Genomic DNA, 18,519 nt, shown 5'->3' with positions numbered 1-18,519 from the left:
CAAAGCATTTGGCGAATGAGGGGCAGCCATGACGTTCGACGTCGCAGGTCTCGGCGTATCCACCATCGATGTCATCTTCATAGTGGACGAGCTTCCCGGACGGGAGATGGTCCAGCGGGCGCACGCCTCGACCATCCAGGGGGGAGGGCCGGTCGCCACCGCCATAGTCGCGGCGGCGCGTCTGGGCGCGAGAACGGCGATGCTGGACCGGATCGGGGGAGATCCCTTCGGCGGGATGATCCTCTCGGAGTTCGCCGTGGAAAGGGTCAACACGGAAGGCATAATCGTCGCCGAGGGGAGGCGTTCCTCGACCGCGTCCATTCTGGTGCGCAGGGAGGACGGCGCCCGGGTCATCGCCTTTTCGCCAGGAGATTGCGGTGAACTGGAACCTCGGGAGGTGCGGGAGGACGTGGTCCGCGCCGCCAGGATACTGCACCTGAACGGGCGCCACTGGGAGGCCTCCCTGCACGCGGCCGCCGTCGCCAGGAAGGGGGGCGTGACCGTCTCCTTCGACGGGGGCGCGCACCGCTTCCGCCCCGAGCACCGCGAACTGTTGCCGCGAGCGGAGGTCTGCATCGTGGCGGCGGAGTACGCCGCCGCCTATACCGGTGCAGCCGATACCGCCGCTGGCGCCGAAGCCCTGCTCGCCGCAGGTCCGAGCCTTGTGGTGATCACGGAGGGGACGGCGGGAAGCCGGGTCCACGCCAGGGGAGGGGAGAGCTTCCACCAGCCCGCCTTCCGGGTGAAGCCTGTGATCGACACCACCGGCGCCGGAGACGCCTACCACGGCGCCTTCCTGTTCGCCCTGGCCCGCGGCTGCTCCCTGAAGGAGACCGCCCGCTATGCGGCAGCCGTCGGGGCCATGAATACGCGCGCCCTGGGCGGCCGCGCTGCTTTGCCCACCCTGTCTGAGCTGGAAACCTTCCTCTCGGGCGCGCCCTAGCGCTGCCCCGTCCAGATACTCCACAACACCAACACCCCACCCACAATCTGCAGGGGCGTAAGGCTCTGCCCCAGCACCAGGAATCCGAGCGCGGTGGCCATGACCGGGCTCAACAACCCCAAAAGCGAAACCGCGGACGGCTGCAGGCGCCGGATGCCCCAGAAGAAGATCATGTAGGTGATGCCGGTGCCGAAGATGCCCAGGTAGGCGTAGCCGAGCACGTTCTTCACCGTGAGACCGGCGAGCGGCTCCTCGAAGAACAGGGCGAAGGGGAGCAGGAACAGACCGCCGAAGACCAGCTGCCAACCGGTAAAGGCGGCGATGGGAAGGGGCGTTGCGGCCCAGCGCTTGGTGAGAACCGTGCCCAGTGCCATGCACCCTGCGCCGGCAAAGGCCGCCGTCAGGCCGATGGCGTCCAGCCGGGCGGCCGGAGTGAGCACCAGCAGGGCAACGCCGACGACTCCGGTGCCGGCCGCGATCCAGGCGAGCCGCGTCGGAGTGCTGCCCAAAAGCGGCCGGGACAGCACGATGACCGCCAACGGTTGCGTCGCGATCACGGTAGCGGCCACCCCGCCCGGCAACCGGTAGGCTGCGATGAAGAGCAGCGCCTGGAAGACGCCGATGTTCAAAAGCCCCAGGAACAACAGCCGCCCCCACCACTCCCCGGCAGGCGCGCGGTGCTGCAGGGCGATCATGACCAGACCGATGGGGAGCACGCGCAGCAGGGCCGCGGTGAGCGGGTGGTTGGGGGGGAGCATCTGGGTGGTCACGATGTAGGTGCTGCCCCAGATGCAGGGGGCGATCGCCGTGATGAGGGAGGTGCGCAGAAGGTGCGGCTTCTGGTCTGTTGTCATGGTCTATGTAACCTGGAGTGTTGCCGGTTGGCTCAGATGAATTCCTCGAAGTAGTCGAGATCCTTGTGGAAGGTCTCCTGCAGCCGCGACAGGGAGAAGAGGGCGATGACCAGGGTGAGCACGCCGACCACGATGGCGCCGGTCTCGATGCCGAGGCTCTTGCGGGCCACCTGGAACAGCATGGTGATCGGGATGGTCATGCCGCGCACGAAGTTGGGAACGGAGGTGGCTACGGTGGCGCGCAGGTTGGTGCCGAACTGCTCGGCCGCCACGGTGACGAAGATGGCCCAGTAGCCGATGCCGAAGCCGAGGAGGCAGCAGATGGCGTAGAAGACGCCGGCGCTCACACCCGCCGCGCTGAAATAGACGGCGACCGCGGCGACGGTGATGAGCAGGAACAAGAGCACCACCTTCTTGCGGCTTTGCAGCAGCTGGCTCAGCACGCCGCTGGCCAGGTCCCCGCCGACCAGGCCCAGGTAGCAGTACATCACCGCGTTGCCCGCACTCACCGTTCCCTGCACGTTCAACACCTTGGCGAACTCGGGGGAGAAGGTGATCAGCACCCCGACCACGAACCAGGATGGGAGGCCGATCAGGATCGAGTGCAGGAAACGCCCGAAACGGTCCCGCGAGGTGAACAGGGCCAGGAAATTCCCCTTGGACATCTCCCGGGACTCCATCCCTTTGAACATCCCGGATTCGGCTACGCTCAGCCTGAGCACCAGGAGCATCAGCCCGAGCACCCCGCCGATGACGAAGGCGGTGCGCCAGTCGAACTGCTTGGCGACGAAGTTGGCGAGGATGGCGCCTGAGACGCCGACGGTGGCCACGATCATGGTGCCGTAGCCCCTGATGGAGCGGTGCAGCACCTCGGAGACCAGCGTGATGCCGGCGCCCAGTTCGCCGGCGAGGCCGATCCCGGCCAGGAAGCGGAGCAGGGCGTAGGCCTCGATGGAGTGCACCGTCGCGTTGGCGAGGTTCGCCAGCGAATAGATGAAAATGGACCCGAACATGATCTTCAGGCGCCCCTTGCGGTCACCGAGGATCCCCCAGAGGATGCCCCCCAGCAGCATGCCCGCCATCTGCATGTTGAGCAGGAACACGCCCTGGTCAATCAGTTCCTGTCCCGCCAGACCGATTCCCTTGAGGCTCGGCACCCGTACGATGCTGAACAGCACCAGGTCGTAGATGTCGACGAAGTAGCCCAGCGCCGCCACGATCACGGGGAGGCCCAGTACCTGCCGCCATTGGGTGGCGGGATGTTGGCTCGTTGCAGTCATGCGCGTCTCCATGGTGGTGATTAAGGCTCCCGGCAGGGTGCCTCGGCGGCATCGGGGAGGGTGGCCAGCGGTTGCAGTCCCAGTGACGCAGCGGCCTGCGCCTGCCCGGGCGGGATCTCGAAGATGGCGATGCGCCCGTCGGGTGCGCCGCAGACCGCGGCATGCACCCTGCCGTCCACGCCGCAGGCGGACCGGGTGACGGTGAGGCCCGCCTTCCGGAGTTCCTGCTCGAGTTCGGCGACGCTCTTGCCGCCGCCGGTGCATTGCAGCGAGCCGAGCGCCCGGTAGTACGTGAGGCCTGGGGCGGGCGGGTTCTTGGGATGGTGCATGCAGCCCGCGAGCAGGGTGCAGGCGAGGAGCAGGGCCACGGCACGGCCTGCTTCCGTGCGTCGATGTATGTGCATGACATCCTCCATGGGACGACCTTAACAATTTGCTCTTAATACAACGGGCGCTACTACAAAGTCAATGACAATGCGGATTAGCGAGATCTTCCGCCGGTAAAAGTCCCCCTTTGGCAAAGGGGGATTCAGGGGGATTTTCCTGGTTCCCAAGCTCCAGCTTGGGAACCCCATATGGCGCAAAGCTCCAGCTTTGCACCCGGGGGAGGTTGGAGCTTCGGAGAGGCTTTGCGTTCCCAAGGTGGACCTTGGGAACGAGATCAAGGGGGATTCAGGGGCATTTTCCTGGTTCCCAAGCTCCAGCTTGGGAACCCCATATGGCGCAAAGCTCCAGCTTTGCATCCGAGGGAGGTTGGAGTTCCGGAGAGGCTTTGCGTTCCCAAGGTGGACCTTGGGAACGAGATCAACGAGATCAAGGGGGATTCAGGGGCATTTTCCTGGTTCCCAAGCTCCAGCTTGGGAACCCCATATGGCGCAAAGCTCCAGCTTTGCATCCGAGGGAGGTTGGAGCTTCGGAGAGGCTTTGCGTTCCCAAGGTGGACCTTGGGAACGAGATCAAACGAGATCAAAACGTAGGGGGCGGCAGGGTAGGGGGTGAGCGGAGGGGGACTGGCACATTGCGGAGCCAGTCCCCTGGGAGGGGCTGTGCCTATGACTGATCGGTGCAACTCGCTATGACGCGGTCGCGACCCTTTTCCTTTGCTTCGTACAGTGCCTCGTCGGCGGTGGCCAGCAACTGCTGGATGGTGTCGCCATCGGCCGGGAACACCGCTATTCCTGCCGAAATGGTGATGTGACCCAGGTGCTGTCTTCCCATGACCAGTTGCAGCCCCTTTACCGCGTTCCTGATACGGTTGCAGATCTCCAGGGCAATGTCGCAGTCCGCCTCGGGAAGTATCAGGGTGAACTCTTCGCCTCCGAAACGGCAGGCTATGTCACTGTCGCGCACGTTTTTCTGCAGCAGCTGGCCCACTTCCTTCAGGACATGGTCGCCTGCTTCGTGCCCGAAGGTATCGTTGAAGCTCTTGAAATGGTCCACATCGAGCATGACTACGCTGAGCGGCTGCCTGGTCCTGGTCGTGCGGCTGATCTCGCGCAGCAGCGACTCCTCCATGTGGCGCCGGTTCAACAGGCCGGTCAGCGGGTCGCGGATGGAAAGCTCCCGCAACTGTTCGCGCAGTTGCAGGCTGCGCACGGCGAGGGCGACCTGTTCCGCGAAAGCCGCGGCTTTCAAGCGTTTCTTTTCCATGAAGTCCGGATCTTCATTGGGGGCGAAGCTCAAGTGGAGTGTCCCCAGCGTTTCGTGGTGCGCGGCCAGCGGGATGCACAGATGCGCCGTCGTGTCCCCCGTCTCTACGTGCTGACATTTCACGTCGGATGCGGCGGCGCTCAGGTGCGTCTGCCCGAGCCTCATGGCCCAGCATTGGTCCGGAGTGAACGGCTTCCTGTCGGCCACCCCCCAGGCCGCGGCATCGGTCATCAGCGTCCTGGAGGCGTTGATCAGGTAGATGCCACCCGACGCCCTGGGGAAGAACTTCTCTCCGTAACAGGAGAGGATGCCGCGCGCCTCGTCGAAGTTGGAGCAGGATTGCAGCAGCTGGGTCATGCTGCTCAGGTCGGAGATGTCCCTGTTGGCTGCCTGCAGGTCTCCCGCCGCGATCAGGTGGCTGCGCGATTCGTGGCGCGCGATGTAGTAGCTGAGGCTCAGCAGGATGATGGCGATCAGGATGCCGGAAAGGACCACGACAGTAAGGATGAGAAGGGTGGTCCGTTCGCGGGCGCGTCGTTCGCTCAGCAGGGCCTTTTCATGGCTCTTGATCTCGTCGATTTCGACTCGAATGGCAGTCATGAGCGACGTGCCTTCTTCGGTCAGTTGTGCCTGCTCCGGCCCGCGGAAACCCATTCTGTCGTAGTGGGAAATGGAGAGCTTGAAGATGGTTATCTTGCGCTGGATCAAGTTGTCCAGTTTGGCCAGCCGCCGCTGCTGGCTTTGGTTGTCGAGGGTCAGATCCTGTACTTCTTTCAGATTCTCCTGCGCGCTCTTGGCGAAAACTTCACAACGGGACTTCTGCTGCACGTTGCCGGTAAGGATATAGCCGCGCCTGCTGCTTTCCGCCTGCAGCATGGAATTGCTGAGTTCGTCGACCGCCATGATGACGTCATAGGTGTGCTGGGTCTGCACGTTGGTCTGGACCAGTTCCGTCCTGATGAAGTAGGACAAAAAGAGCATCACAGTCAGCAGCAGCAAGGCTGCCGAGAAGGTGAGATCGATCATCCTAAGGCGTTTGTGAGAATGGTCGAGGTAACTCACGCTGCATCCTCATATCAGTTGTGAAGCGGACACGTTGATTATATGCGATGCAGGGAGAATGGGAAGGATGGAAGCGAACCGGATGATATGAGCGTCCCGCGCCTGTTATAGGCCGCGTTATGAGCCGATCCGCAACAGCGCCAGGAGCTCTTCGACGGTGACCTTGCCTGAGACATCGCTTTCGTCGAGCAGACTGTCGGCGAGACCGCGTTTTTGCTGGTGCAGGCCGACGATCTTCTCCTCGATGGTCCCCTTGGCGACCAGCCGGTAGATGGTCACCGGGCGCTGCTGCCCGATGCGGTGCGCCCGGTCGGAAGCCTGGTCCTCGACCGCCGGGTTCCACCAGGGATCCATGTGGATGACGTAGTCGGCGGCGGTCAGGTTGAGCCCCACGCCGCCCGCCTTCAGGCTGATCAGGAACAGGTCGCCGGAGCCGGCCTGGAAGGCGTCGACCCGCTCCTTGCGCTCGGGTGCCGGAGTGCTGCCGTCCAGGTACTGGTAAGGGATGCCGGCGCCATCGAGGTAGTTCCGGATGATCTCCAAGTGTCCCACGAACTGGCTGAAGACCAGCGCCTTGTGGCGGTTTTCCCTGAGCTCGTCGACGATCTCGGCGAAGGCCGCCAGCTTCGCGCTCGGTATGGCGCTGTCGGGGAGCACCAGGCGCGGGTTGCAGCAGGCGCGGCGCAGCCTCATGATCTCCGCCAGGATTTTGATATGCAGTTCCGCCTTCCCCTCGACCTTGTCGACGCCGGCCAGGTTGTCCAGGGCGCTCTTCCGGATCGCCTCGTAGAGCGCGGCCTCCTCCATGCCCATCTGCACCGGAATGGTGATTTCCGTCCGGGGCGGCAGCTCCTCCAGCACCTGGTTCTTGGTGCGGCGCAGGATGAAGGGCTGGATCAGCCTCTTGAGCCGCTGGCGCGCCTTCTTGTCCTCGCTCTTCTCGATGGGGGATGCGTATCTCACGTTGAACTGCTTCAGCGAGCCGAGCAGCCCCGGGTTGATGAAGCGGAACACGTTCCAGAGCTCGCCCAGGTGGTTCTCGATGGGGGTGCCGGTGGCGACCATCTTGAATTTCCCCTGCAGCTTCATGGCGGCCTGGCTCCTCTTGGTCGCCATGTTCTTGATTGCCTGCGCCTCGTCCAGGACGATGGCCTGCCAGGGCACCGCCTCCAGCAGTTCGGCGTCCTGCTGCAACAGCCCATAGCTGCAGATGACCAGGTCGAGCGGCTTGAGCCCTTGCAGCAGTTCCGACCGTTTCGGTCCGCCATAGACGATGCGGTTCAAGGTAGGCGCGAAGCGGGCCGCCTCGCTGTCCCAGTTCAGGCAGACCGAGGTGGGCGCGACCACCAGGGACGGACCTTCCGGCGCCATGGTGAGGATCTGGGCCAGCGCCTGGACCGTCTTGCCCAGGCCCATGTCGTCGGCGAGGCAGGCACCCACGCCCCAGTAGGCGAGCCGGTTCAGCCAGTTGAACCCTTCCACCTGGTAGCCGCGCAACTCCGCCTGCAACGTGGCGGGCAGCTGGGGCCGGAACGACTCCGCCTCGCGCAGCCTTTGCACCTGGTCGCGCCAGTAGCGGTCGGCCTGGAATTCTCCCGCAGCGGCGGCGAAATCCTCGAAGAGGGAAGAGGCGAGGGGATGGAACCGGAAGGCGGCGCCGCTGGGGTCGGCACAGGCAGCGAGGTCGTCCAGGTAGCGCCGCAACTGCGAGGAGAGGGCGAGGAACTCGCCGTCGCCCAGTTCCACGAAACGGCCGTGAGCGCTGCGGGCCAGATCCACCAGTTGACGCAGATCGAGCGCCAGCCCCTCGTTGATCTTCACCTCTCCTGCCAGTTCGAAATAGTCCTTCGCCTGTCTCACGGAAATCTTGCACTGTCCGGGGGTAACCATCTGTTTTATCTTGAAGCGCGCCCCCTGCGGCCACGAGACGCGGACCGTTTCCCCCAGCGACTGCAGCTGCGTCAAAAGCTCCAGCGCGCTCTCGGTCCCGGGAACCAGCCACTCCCCCTCGTTCTCGTCGCTCTCCGCCAGCGCGGTGAGCTGGGACAGCGCCAGCGCCGCCTGCTCCTGTTCGAGCTTCAGGTCGCGCCGGCACTGCACCCGCTTCCCCTGGATCTCCGCCAGAACGGTCTCGCCTCCGGTGCCGGGCCGGAAGTAGGGGCCGGCATCGGAGAAGGGGCGCACCAGTACCTGCAGCCGCAGGCCGGCCTGGTAGGGGAGCAGGTGGAAGTGCGGCGTCGCGTCGCCGGGGACCTGCTGCGACGAATCGAGGCCGACGTCCGACTGCACCGTGAGTACAGAGGCCAGCGAGTTTATGGCCGCCAGCGCCTGGTCCTTGGCCCGGGTGGGCACCTTGAGCCCGGCGCCGATGATGGCGGCAATCTTCTTGTACTCGGTCCTGGCCTGGTACACCTTGATCCGGGTCGGGGTCTCCTTCTGGAGGTAGAGCTTCTGATCCTGCTGGAAAGGGGGGAAGAACTGCAGCTGCAGGAATTCTCCCTCCGTGGTCAGCTGCAGCTCCGGTTCGCCGTGCACCAGTTCCAGGCGGACCGATGCGGCGGCATCGAGGTAGACCTGCGGGTGGCCGATCATGAGCGGCACCGCCTGGTCCTGGTCCAGCACGTAACTCTCGCGGTTATAGTAGCCGGCGCCGCGCTCCTTCTTGATGCAGCCGCAGATGAGCCGGTCCTGCGCTGTGAGATAATCGAGGCTCTCCGTCTCTTCCACCAGCCGCTTGAGCGATACGTTGCGCCCGGCGCTCCACTTGCCGTTGGGGGACTGCTTCTGTTCCCTGGGCGTGATCTGGAAGAAGCCGCGCAACTCCTCGAAATGCCAGATCAGGCGCGACTGCGGCCCCTCCGCGTCGGCTGCCTCGTCACCCGTCAGGCGCAGCAGGGCGGAGATGGCGCTTTGCCAGGATTCGACCGGGGCGAGAGCGCGGTACAACGGGACGGGCGCCTTGCCCGGGGCGGGTTCCGCAACATCCGCCGCAGCCACATGCTCGATCTCGCGGGCGATCCAACAGTGTCCTGAATCCTTTAGGCGCTGCACCAAGGCTGCCTGCTTACGTACCTCGGCGGCGCGCTGATCGCTCGCGCACCAGTACAGTGCCATCAGCCGGAACAGGGCGTGCAGCGGACTTTGGGCGGGCCGCTGCAGGGACGCCTCCAGGAACTCCTTGCTGCTGCGCCCTCCCTGCCGTTCCGCGATCACCCCCTGCAGGACGTGGTACACCTCCTGGTCCGGCCACTCCCTCTTGGCGGCGATGAAGCTGCACAGTTCCGCCGCTTCTTCGAGCTGTTTCGCGTCCTGCGTGGCGAGGAGGGCGAGGATGTAAAAGGGACCGGTGCCGTTGTCGAAATAGGCTTTTCTCTTGCCGGTCTCCTTGCGCAAAGCGGCCAAGGCGGCACGGAACAACTCCACGCAGCGGTCGTACAGGCCGCGCTGCAGTGCGCAGCAGGCGAGCACGGAAATCTGGGTGGAGCTGCAGCGTTCGGCAGCCGCGGCTTCGGCGTCGGCGGCGTGGTCCCGGGATAACAGTTCCAGGCAGTACATGTCGAGCAGGAAAGGGGGAGAGTCGGAACGGGCGGTCAGCTCGGCGAGCACGCGAAACGGTGCATCGGCCGCGGTAAGGGTCTCCCGGGCGAAGGTGAGGTGCGCCGCCAGCGCCGCCCCCTGCAAAATCACCGGGAGGGTTCGGAACCACGCCTCGTCGAAGGGGCGGAAGCAGACGGCGTCCAGGGGGTGGCAGCGCTGGGCCTCGTACGGGAACTGGCGCAGGTAGCGCTCCGCGGCTTCCAGGGCGGCGCGGACGTCCTTGCGGTAGACGCCGATGCGCACGTCGCGCAGGGCATGGGCCGACAGCCGGTAGAAGTTGCTCCCCCAGTTGGACACCATCGGGATCTCGGCGAGGATGGTGCGCACCATGGTCTCGAAGCGCCCCTGCTCGATGGCCAGCAGCGTGGCGGCGTGCGCCACCTCGGGGGCACAGGAGATCCCCTCGCCGGTGTGGCGGACCAGCTCCCGGTTCTTCAGTTCCTCCAGCAGTTCGGCGAGGACCAGGCCGGTATAGTTCCGTCCCGGAGGTGCCGGAAGCCCGGTTTTCTTGACGATGTTGAGGAGCACGTGCTTGGAGAGAGGCGCGTGGATGACGGAGAGAAGCTGGACGAGCACCGACTGCTCGGGCGTGCAGCGGGCCAGGAGGTCATTAGGTTGGGGCTGTGGTTGTTTTGGCTGAGTCACCTGGAACCTCGTGACGCTCTGGAACGGTAGCCTGGCAAGAAAGGTGGTGGCATCCCCTCTCCCTCCGGGAGAGGGTGCCCGAAGGGCGGGTGAGGGCGGTGACACGAGGCACCATCTTGCCTATTGCAGCGCCCTCACCCCCGCCCCTCTCCCGGTGGGCGAGGGGGGGAGAGCAAGGGGATCGAAGTACTTTATTAATCCCGGTAGCGCTTGACCAGGTCGCCGTAGGCGTCGATGCGGCGGTCGCGCAGAAAGGGCCAGATGCGGCGCACGTCCTCGCTGCGGCGCATGTCGAGATCGACCAGCAACAGTTCCTCTTCCTCACCGGCGCGCACCAGGAATTCTCCCTGAGGGCCGGTCACGAAGCTGGAGCCCCAGAACTTGATGCCGGCGCCGGCGCCACTCGGGTCGGCCTCGAAACCGACGCGGTTCACGCTGCAGACCGGGATGCCGTTGGCGACGGCGTGGGCGCGCTGCACGGTGACCCAGGCATCGAGCTGGCGCTGCTGTTCGGCCGCCTCGTCGCGCGGGTCCCAGCCGATGGCGGTCGGGTAGATGAGGAGGTCGGCGCCGGCAAGGGCCATCAGGCGCGCAGCTTCCGGGTACCACTGGTCCCAGCAGACCAGCACGCCCAGTTTTCCTACCGAGGTCTGGATCGGCTCGAAGCCGAGGTCGCCGGGGGTGAAGTAGAACTTCTCGTAGAAGGCCGGGTCGTCCGGGATGTGCATCTTGCGGTACTTGCCGGCGATGGAGCCGTCCTTCTCCAGCACCACCGCGGTGTTGTGGTACAGCCCGGGGGCGCGGCGCTCGAAGAGCGAGGTCACGATGACGATGCCCAGTTCGCGGGCGACGGCGCCGAACTGTTCGGTGGAGGGGCCCGGGATGGTCTCGGCCGCGTCGAAGCAGGCGGTGTCCTCGGTCTGGCAGAAGTAGCTGCCGGTGTGCAGTTCCTGGAGCAGCACCAGTTGGGCGCCCTGAGCGGCGGCCTCGCGGATCCTGGCGATGGTGGCGTTCACCATCTCGTCGCGGCCCGGTTTCAGGGCCTGCTGCACAAGGGCTACTTTCAGTTTGGTCATGTTCTTCTCCGTCTTGAATGTCCCCCCTCTCCCGCCGGGAGAGGGGCGGGGGTGAGGGCGTTGCATGGGCCGATTAGTTGCTGGCGGCGTCGCCCTCACCCGGCCTGCGGCCACCCTCTCCCGGGGGGAGAGGGGGTGGGGCGTATGGTAGGGGCGAATGATTATTCGCCCGCCTTTGTCCTACCTCAGCGTCCCCTTGGGCAACTGCATGGTCACGCAATGCAGCGACCCGTGCTGCAGGATGAGCGGGAGGCAGTCGATCCCGATGATCTCGTACCCCGGAAACGCCTGGCCTACGGCAACCAGCGCGGCGGCGTCGTTCTTGTCCTGGTAGGTCGGCACCAGCACGGCGCCGTTGATCACCAGGAAGTTGGCGTAGGTCGCCGGAAGCCTCTGTCCCTCGTCGTCGTACACCGCGCTCGGCCAGGGGAGGGGGATGGCGCGGTACGGCCGCCCGCTGCGGGTGCGGAATGCGAGGATCTCGTCTTCCATGGCCTTGAGCGCCGGGTAGTGCTCGTCTTCCGCGTCGTCGCAGGCTACGTAGGCGATGGTGTCGTCCGGGCAGATGCGGGCCAGGGTGTCGACGTGGGAGTCGGTGTCGTCGCCGGCCAGATACCCGTTGGACAACCACAGGAAGCGGTCGCTGCCGAACAGGCCGTGCAGTTCCTCCTCCAGTTCCTCGCGGGTCAGGTGCGGGTTGCGGTTGTCGTTCATCAGGCATTCTTCGGTGGTGAGAATGGTCCCTTTGCCGTCGCTCTCGACGCTGCCGCCTTCGAGGATCAACCCCACCGTGTCCAGCGGCGCATTCCACACGCCAAGCCCCTGCAGGCACTTGTTGATCCGGTTGTCGAGGTCGGACGGGAACTTGAGCCCCCAGCCGTTGAAGCCGAAGTTCAAGAGCCTCGGGGCGCCGTCCTCCAGCACGGTGATCGGGCCGAAGTCCCTGGCCCAGGTGTCGTTGGTCTCTACCGGAAGGAGGCGGACCTGCTCCAGGTCGGCTCCGGCCGCTGCCAGCTCCTCGCGGACCCGGTCGGGGTCGTCGGCGGCGACTACGACCTTTTCGAACTGGCTGATGGCGCTCGCGATGGCGGCAAAGACAGGGCGGACCTGGTCCAGGTAGGGGAGCCAGTCGCTGTTTTCGTGCGGCCAAGCCATGAGCACGCCGTCCTGGAGTTCCCACTCCGCCGGTAATCTTCTGTTCTGTGTCACTTTATCTCCTGCTTCAGCCGTCTTACGGCCGGTATTGGCGAACGAAAAAAGTAACATAGGCGGGCCAGCCAATCAAGTTAAATGCTTTGAAAGAAAAGGGGGATTGCTTCCTCGACCGGTTCCTGTATGATGCACGCCAGCACAGCAACCACCCCGCCACAGGAGCAGAAGCATGTCCTACCCCGAGACCGTCAACCTACCGTTCAACGGTGAGATCATCAGGACCAGGTTCACCCAGTTGAAGCCCGACGCCGCCGGCACGGATGGCCCGGGATTCTGGGTGTTACTGCAGGGGGACACGCTCCTGCTGCGGGAGGGGGAGCTGCACCGCGGCGAACTGCCCGCGCCTCTTGCCGACCACGGACAGGCGCTTCGCTTCGGCGAGTGGGACGGCGTCCCGGTGCGGCTTTTCAGCCTGTCCAAGGGGGACGAGGTCCCGCAGGGGCTGCAGGCGGTTCCCTGGACCGAGCTTCCGGACCAACTGGCGACCCTGTACGGCGTCGCGAGGCAGATCCTGTACTGGGAGAAATTGAGCCGGCACTGTTCCCGCTGCGGCAGTTCCGAGATGACCCGCATCGCCCCCACCTGGGGCAAGCGCTGCGGCGGTTGCGGCCATGAGCATTACCCGCACATCCATCCCTGCGTCATCGTGCTGATCCGGCGCGGCGACGAGTTCCTGCTGGCCCGCAAACCGGAGTGGGCGGCGGGGCGCTACAGCCTGGTGGCCGGTTTCGTCGACTTCGGGGAATCGCTGGAAGAGTGCGTGGTGCGCGAGGTGTTCGAGGAGACCGGGTTGAAGGTCACCGACATCCGTTACGTGGGGAGCCAGAACTGGCCCTTCCCGAGCCAGCTCATGGCCGGGTTCGTGGCGAACTACGAGTCGGGCGAGATCACGGTCGAGGCGGATGAGCTCGAGGATGCCCAGTGGTTTACCACTGAGCGCATGCCGCCGGCGCTGCCCCCCAAGCGCAGCATCGCGCGCTATATCATCGACAACTTTGCTTTATATAATTCGCTGCCGTGAAAAAAATAATTAAAGTCTTGGGATGTGGGGCCGATAGAGTTAATTAACACCCCGGAACACACTCCTGGGTCTCCTTTTTAGGGGGGCGGATCGAGACCGCTCCCCATTTTTTTTTGCCCAACCAGGAAATATTCTCGCCAACCTTTTCCTGGTTCCCAAGCTCCAGCTTGGGAACCCCATATGGCGCAAAGCTCCAGCTTTGCATCCGAGGGAAGTTGGAGCTTCGGAGAGGGTTTGCGTTCCCAAGGTGGACCTTGGGAACGAGATCAAATTCCATGGAAACGTCATAGGTTGATCCCCCCCTCCCTTGACGAGAGGGGGCCGGGGTGTGGGTGAAGCCGCAAGCGGTGGCAATGACGGCCAGTTCCCCCACCCCCTACCCCCCTCCCGCAAGGGGAGGGGGGCTACGACGTTGGTTTACTTGCAGCGCTTCGTGGCAACTCACTCTGCTCGCTCGCCCGTTCCTCCTTCGCCCTTTGGGCCCCCTTGCTTCCCTCCGCCTTCCCCATTCTACGGTCCGCTCCCGGCTTTTAATCTGTTGCAGTGCATGGTGCTGTTGTGTTCAGCGTCTGTTTCTGCTAACTTGAACGGTCCGTTATTGGCTACCCTACCGGGAGAAAACGACTTGATCGACATCACGGCCATCCCCCTGCTGCGGCACCTGTTCCAGATGCCCGCCGCGGGCATATACGCACTTGCGGACAAGGTGCACCTCTTCAACGGCTTCGAGCTGTGCAAGAGGACTCCCATCCGCGGGTTGAGCTGGCACAAGGACGGCAGCGTCCTCGAGGTCGAGCTCCGCGATGCCGAGCTGTCCTGCCGCGTCACTCTTTCCCTGGTGCAGGGAGAGTTCTCCAGCGCCTGCGACTGCGGCGCCTGGAGTCCGCACGGTCGCTGTCCGCACCTGGTCGCCGCCCTGGCCACCCTCAAGAAGGCCCTGGCGCCCGCTTCCTTCCCCATGCTGCAACTTCCCAACGACTACCTGCAGGGGCTTCGTGCCGTCCTCTCCACCGCACCGGTTCAGGGCACTGCCGGCGAAGAAGGCGCCCCGGTGACCGAGGGGGGGTACGCGCTGGTGCTGGACCGGGACATGGGGGCGTTGCGCATGCGCCTGATGCTGGACCAGGTTCCGGTCGCCCTCTACGACGCCGCTCTTCCCGCCTCGATCCGGGAGTTTTTGCGCCTGTTGCATTCCTCGGCGCTGCGCGGCCGCGCCGTCGAGGAGTTCCTGTCCCGTTTCCGCGGCCGGTTCCCCATTCTTTACCAGGGGGCGGATGGCCCCCGGCAGCTCTTTTTCGATCCCTCGCTGCAGCGCACGGTCTTGCTGCACCTCGACCTGCACCAGGAGGAGATCGCGGCCAAGCTTTCTCTTGAGGATGGCGCCTCTGTCGAGGGCGAGGAATCCTTCATACACCAGGGGTACTATTTCGACCTCAGGCGCGGCGTGATCCACAAGGTGGACGATACGGCTTCTGCGCTCTACACGGAACTGGCCCAGCGGTTGGCGCAGGCTGAGCGGGCCGGATTGGCGCGGTCGGAGGAGACCCTCTCCGAAGCAGCCGTGTCCGAAGGGGCAGCGCCGGAGGAGGTCGCACCTGAGGAGGCAGCGCCGGAGCATGCCCCTTCCGGGATGGCGCCTTCGGCGGAGCATGGGATCCTCCGCTTTCCCGCCGCCAGGTTCAACGCGGTCCATTTCATCTTCGGCGGCAGCCCGGACGAACTGGGCCGCCGGGTGGTCTTTTCCCGCTCCGGCGAGATCGTTCCCCCCTTGCCGCTCGAACCGCGCTACCGGCTGAACATCCTCGAGTTGGCGGAAACCTCGTCCCTGGTCGCGGAAGGGGTCGCCGACGGCATCGCCTTCTCCCTCTCTCCCCCGGCTTTCCGCTTCTTCAACGCCGCCGGGCGTGCCGTCTTCCCCCAACCGCTCAAGGCCAAGAAGCGTGTCGCCGCCATCGTCAAGGCCTGCTTCGCAGCGCTGGGCGCCGAAAGCCTTGGGGAGCGTGACCGGGTGGTGCGCCAGGCGCTGGAGGGGGCCGAGTTCTACAAGCGCGGGGTCAGGGCGGATGCCCGCAACGTCATCACCGAGTTCTGCCAACTGGTGCAGCAGCCGACCACGTTGCTGCAACTCTCCGAAGAGGGAACATGGCTGGCCGTGACCGTTGCGGTCGAGCGCCAGGGGCGGCTTCTCGAGCTTCTGGCCGGGCATTTCGGCTTCGACATCTTCTGGCAGTCCGAAGGGGTAGGGCGCTTCGCGCTGGAGCGCAAAACGCTGATGCGCGAGCTTTCGGAACTGAAAAGCGCGCTGGCCGGAGAAGGGTTCACGCTGGCGCTGGCCGGCGAGGACCTGCAGACTGCCTCCTGGACCTTCACCCTGGACGCCACCCGCTCCAGCATCGACTGGTTCGAACTGCGCCCCGAGATCCGCGCCGACGGAGAACTGGTCGACGAAACGGAACTGCTGGAAGCGCTGCAGGGGGGTGGCGTCTTCCGCAGGGGCGGTTCGCTGTTCGTGCTCGACCCGATGACCTCCAGCACGCTGGCCCTGTTCGCCCCCCACGCCAAGCGCGAGGTGGTGCGGGTGCCGCGGCTGCAGATCCTCGATTGGATCACGCTCCGGAGAAACGGGGTCCGGGTGCTCCTCTCCCCGGAGGACGAGCGCATCTTCGAGAGCCTGACCCGGTTCGAGAGCATCCCCCGGCGCTCTCCCCCTGTCGAGTTGAAGGCCACCCTGCGCAACTACCAGCTCGAGGGGTACAGCTGGCTCGCCTTCTTGTACGAGCACCGTTTCGGCGCCTGCCTTGCCGACGATATGGGCCTGGGCAAGACCATCCAGGCCATCGCGCTTTTGGCCGGGCTCAAAGAGGGGGGCATCGAAGCCCAGCTCCCTGCCGAGGTGCCGCACCTGGTGGTGGTGCCGCCGACGCTGATCTTCAACTGGGAGAGCGAACTGGCCCGTTTCTATCCCGCCCTCAAGGTAGGCGTATACCGCGGCCAGGGGCGTCGCGCCGACTTCTCCGGGGTCGACCTGGTCCTTACCAGCTACGGGGTGATCCAGCGCGACATCGAGATCCTGAGCGAGATCCCCTTCCACGTCATCGTCTTCGACGAGGCACAGGCGGTGAAAAACATCCACGCCGAGACCACGGGGGCGGTGCGCAAGCTCAAGGGGAGGTTCAAGGTCACCCTGACCGGTACTCCCGTGGAGAATCACCTGGGCGAATACTTCTCCGTGATGGACCTGGCCCTGCCGGGGTTGTTGGGGCCCTACGAGCAGTTCCGCCGGCAGATGGGGCGCGAGGGGACCGAGTTCCTGGACACGCTGATCCGGCGCACCCACCCCTTCATCCTCAGGCGCTCCAAGGACATGATCGCGGCGGAGCTCCCCCCCAAGGTCGAGACCGACATCTACCTGGAAATGAGCCCGCGCCAGAAGGCCCTCTACGCCCGCACCGTGACCGAGGTCAGGGAGACGGTGGCCCGCGCCTACAGTTCCAACTCCGCAGGCCAGGCGCGCATCATAGCCCTCACCGCGATTCTGAAACTGCGCCAGATCTGCCTCTGCTCGCGGCTGGTCCTCCCCGACGCCGCCGACCGCTCGCCCAAGGTGGATTTCCTGGTCGAACAGCTGCACGAGCTCTTTGCGGAAGGGCACAGCGTGCTGGTCTTCTCGCAGTTCACCTCGTTCCTGGACATCGTGCAGCAGGGGCTCAGCCAGCGCGGCATCGTCTCTTCACGGCTGGACGGCACCACCCCGGTCTCCCGCCGCAAGGAGCTGGTGCAGAACTTCCAGGATGCGGCCGAGCCCGGCGTCTTCCTGCTGAGCCTGAAGGCCGGGGGGAGGGGGCTCAACCTTACCCGCGCCTCCTATGTCTTCCATCTCGATCCGTGGTGGAACCCGGCAGTGGAAAGCCAGGCGTCGGACCGTGCCCACCGGATCGGCCAGAAGCGGCAGGTGACCATCACCAGGCTGTTGATGCGGCACTCCATCGAGGAAAAGATGATGGAGCTGAAAAAGCGCAAGCTGAAGCTGTACCGGGCGCTCCTGGAGGACGCGGAAAACGAGGGCGCCGTGGCCATCGGGCGGGAGGATTTTGAATTTCTGCTGGGGCAGGGGTGAGGCTAGAAGGGGACTGGCTCCGCAGGTGCCTGTCCCCCTTGCACTGAGCAGCTAGGCTGGCGGCTAGGCCTGGGGCTGGGTGAAATACCTGCAGAAGTAGAGGGTGTTCCTGCCGTTTTTGGAGCTGTAGCTCACTTCGTCCATCAGGGTTTCGATGATGAAAAGCCCCATGCCGTTTTCCGGGATCGAGCCGATGACCTCGGGGTCGAACTCCAGGCTGCGGGGGGCGAATTCCTCCATGGGGTTCCCTTCGTCGGTGATCTCGAAGGAGATGCGGTCGTGGTGCAGGGTGATGGCGGTGTCGACCCGGTAGCCTTCCTGACGCTTGTAGGCATGGGTGATGGCATTGTTGAGGGCTTCCACGACGCATACTTCCATCTCGCCGTAGGCTTCCAGCTTGAGGGGAGAACAGGCGCAGACGCCGCGCACCGCATGCCCCACCAGGGCCACGTCGCACAGCCTGCTTTCGATGCTGAGATAGAGGGTCTTGCTCGGTTTATTGATCACGCTGTCCCGCTTTCGGCCGTAGTCCCGGTTGCTTCGGTCGCTTCGATGTCGTCCTTTCCCGATCAGGCCGCCGTTACTTCGGCCGGTCGGGCCTCTTCTAGTCCTGCTTGTGCGCTTCCGGCTCGCTCCAGGCCACCCAGGACTGCGCCACGGAAAGCTGCTTCAGAAACTCGGCGGCAAAAAGGAATTCCCCCTCCGGCGCCGGCACGTTGATGCTCTCCTCCCCGCGCTGGATGGAGAAGGCGTAGCCCTGCTTGCCGTTACGCTGGTAGCTCTCCACGTTGAGCTTGGTCACGGTCTCCCCTTCCGCCGACTCGAAGCGGTGGGTGAAGGTCGCCTTGCCTGTCGACGCCTGCAGTGCCGTGATCTTCCTGGCCACCTCGAACGCCTCGCACGGTTCCGCCACGAAGCGGATGTGGGGCTGGCCGGTGGCGAGCCGGAAGAACCGGAAGGCGACGCGCCCCTCCTCGGGCTTGCCGTTTTGCCTCTTTTCGCTGGGAGCTATTTCGACGCCGGTCTGCTTGGCGAAGATGGTCAGTTTGGGTGTTCTCATTG

At 64.8% G+C, this 18,519-nt stretch carries 12 protein-coding genes; 3 read left to right on the top strand and 9 right to left on the bottom strand.

Annotated features, from left to right (window positions below):
- Positions 1-28 precede the first annotated feature (28 nt).
- The gene (locus H7687_RS10725; protein ID WP_183347115.1) at positions 29-943 is read left to right on the top strand and encodes a carbohydrate kinase family protein; all 915 of its coding nucleotides are present in this window, start codon (positions 29-31) and stop codon (positions 941-943) included.
- On the opposite strand, the gene H7687_RS10720 is transcribed toward H7687_RS10725, so the two are convergent.
- From H7687_RS10720 to H7687_RS10690, 7 genes are all read right to left on the bottom strand, one after another.
- Positions 940-1,797, bottom strand: a complete 858-nt coding sequence (locus H7687_RS10720; RefSeq protein ID WP_183347113.1) for an EamA family transporter — start codon at positions 1,795-1,797, stop codon at positions 940-942. The two genes, H7687_RS10725 and H7687_RS10720, sit on opposite strands and share 4 nt — an antisense overlap.
- Positions 1,798-1,829: 32 nt before the next feature.
- Positions 1,830-3,077, bottom strand: a complete 1,248-nt coding sequence (locus H7687_RS10715) for an MFS transporter (protein ID WP_183347112.1) — start codon at positions 3,075-3,077, stop codon at positions 1,830-1,832.
- Positions 3,078-3,097: 20 nt separating this feature from the next.
- Positions 3,098-3,481, bottom strand: a complete 384-nt coding sequence (locus H7687_RS10710; protein ID WP_183347110.1) for a hypothetical protein — start codon at positions 3,479-3,481, stop codon at positions 3,098-3,100.
- A gap of 646 nt (positions 3,482-4,127) precedes the next feature.
- Complete coding sequence (locus H7687_RS10705) at positions 4,128-5,789, bottom strand: diguanylate cyclase (RefSeq protein WP_183347108.1); 1,662 nt, start codon at positions 5,787-5,789, stop codon at positions 4,128-4,130.
- 117 nt (positions 5,790-5,906) lie between these two features.
- Positions 5,907-10,031, bottom strand: a complete 4,125-nt coding sequence (locus H7687_RS10700) for a DEAD/DEAH box helicase (protein WP_183347105.1) — start codon at positions 10,029-10,031, stop codon at positions 5,907-5,909.
- Positions 10,032-10,225: 194 nt separating this feature from the next.
- Positions 10,226-11,107: a carbon-nitrogen hydrolase gene (locus H7687_RS10695; protein ID WP_183347103.1), complete on the bottom strand. Its 882-nt coding sequence runs from the start codon at positions 11,105-11,107 to the stop codon at positions 10,226-10,228.
- Positions 11,108-11,287: 180 nt separating this feature from the next.
- Positions 11,288-12,316 carry an agmatine deiminase family protein gene (locus H7687_RS10690; RefSeq protein ID WP_246404788.1) on the bottom strand — a complete coding sequence of 343 codons (1,029 nt, stop codon included), beginning with the start codon at positions 12,314-12,316 and terminating at the stop codon, positions 11,288-11,290.
- A gap of 172 nt (positions 12,317-12,488) precedes the next feature.
- Between H7687_RS10690 and nudC the strand changes: the two genes are divergently transcribed.
- Positions 12,489-13,340, top strand: coding sequence for an NAD(+) diphosphatase (gene nudC / locus H7687_RS10685; RefSeq protein WP_183347099.1), 852 nt, complete (start codon positions 12,489-12,491; stop codon positions 13,338-13,340).
- A 625-nt stretch (positions 13,341-13,965) separates the two neighbouring features.
- A complete protein-coding gene (locus H7687_RS10680; RefSeq protein ID WP_371877569.1) occupies positions 13,966-17,457 on the top strand; it encodes a DEAD/DEAH box helicase in 3,492 nt (1,163 codons plus the stop codon).
- Between the two features lie 63 nt (positions 17,458-17,520).
- Here H7687_RS10680 and H7687_RS10675 read toward each other — a convergent pair whose 3' ends face one another.
- Both H7687_RS10675 and H7687_RS10670 read right to left on the bottom strand, forming a co-directional pair.
- Positions 17,521-17,964, bottom strand: coding sequence for an ATP-binding protein (locus H7687_RS10675; protein WP_183347097.1), 444 nt, complete (start codon positions 17,962-17,964; stop codon positions 17,521-17,523).
- Between the two features lie 97 nt (positions 17,965-18,061).
- Positions 18,062-18,517 (bottom strand): hypothetical protein, encoded by a 456-nt coding sequence (locus H7687_RS10670; protein WP_183347095.1) that lies wholly within the window; start codon positions 18,515-18,517, stop codon positions 18,062-18,064.
- Between the last annotated feature and the right edge of the window lie 2 nt (positions 18,518-18,519).

This window comes from Geomonas paludis (genome assembly GCF_014193585.1).
Classification (GTDB): domain Bacteria; phylum Desulfobacterota; class Desulfuromonadia; order Geobacterales; family Geobacteraceae; genus Geomonas; species Geomonas paludis.
Note: the sequence above shows the minus strand (reverse complement) of the source record. Positions and strands in the feature narration are given on the sequence as shown.

Coding starts and splice junctions, on each gene's coding strand:
- H7687_RS10725 (WP_183347115.1), top strand. CDS start 29: ATGACGTTCGACGTCGCAGGTCTCGGCGTATCCACCATCGATGTCATC.
- H7687_RS10720 (WP_183347113.1), bottom strand. CDS start 1,797: ATGACAACAGACCAGAAGCCGCACCTTCTGCGCACCTCCCTCATCACG.
- H7687_RS10715 (WP_183347112.1), bottom strand. CDS start 3,077: ATGACTGCAACGAGCCAACATCCCGCCACCCAATGGCGGCAGGTACTG.
- H7687_RS10710 (WP_183347110.1), bottom strand. CDS start 3,481: ATGCACATACATCGACGCACGGAAGCAGGCCGTGCCGTGGCCCTGCTC.
- H7687_RS10695 (WP_183347103.1), bottom strand. CDS start 11,107: ATGACCAAACTGAAAGTAGCCCTTGTGCAGCAGGCCCTGAAACCGGGC.
- nudC (WP_183347099.1), top strand. CDS start 12,489: ATGTCCTACCCCGAGACCGTCAACCTACCGTTCAACGGTGAGATCATC.
- H7687_RS10670 (WP_183347095.1), bottom strand. CDS start 18,517: ATGAGAACACCCAAACTGACCATCTTCGCCAAGCAGACCGGCGTCGAA.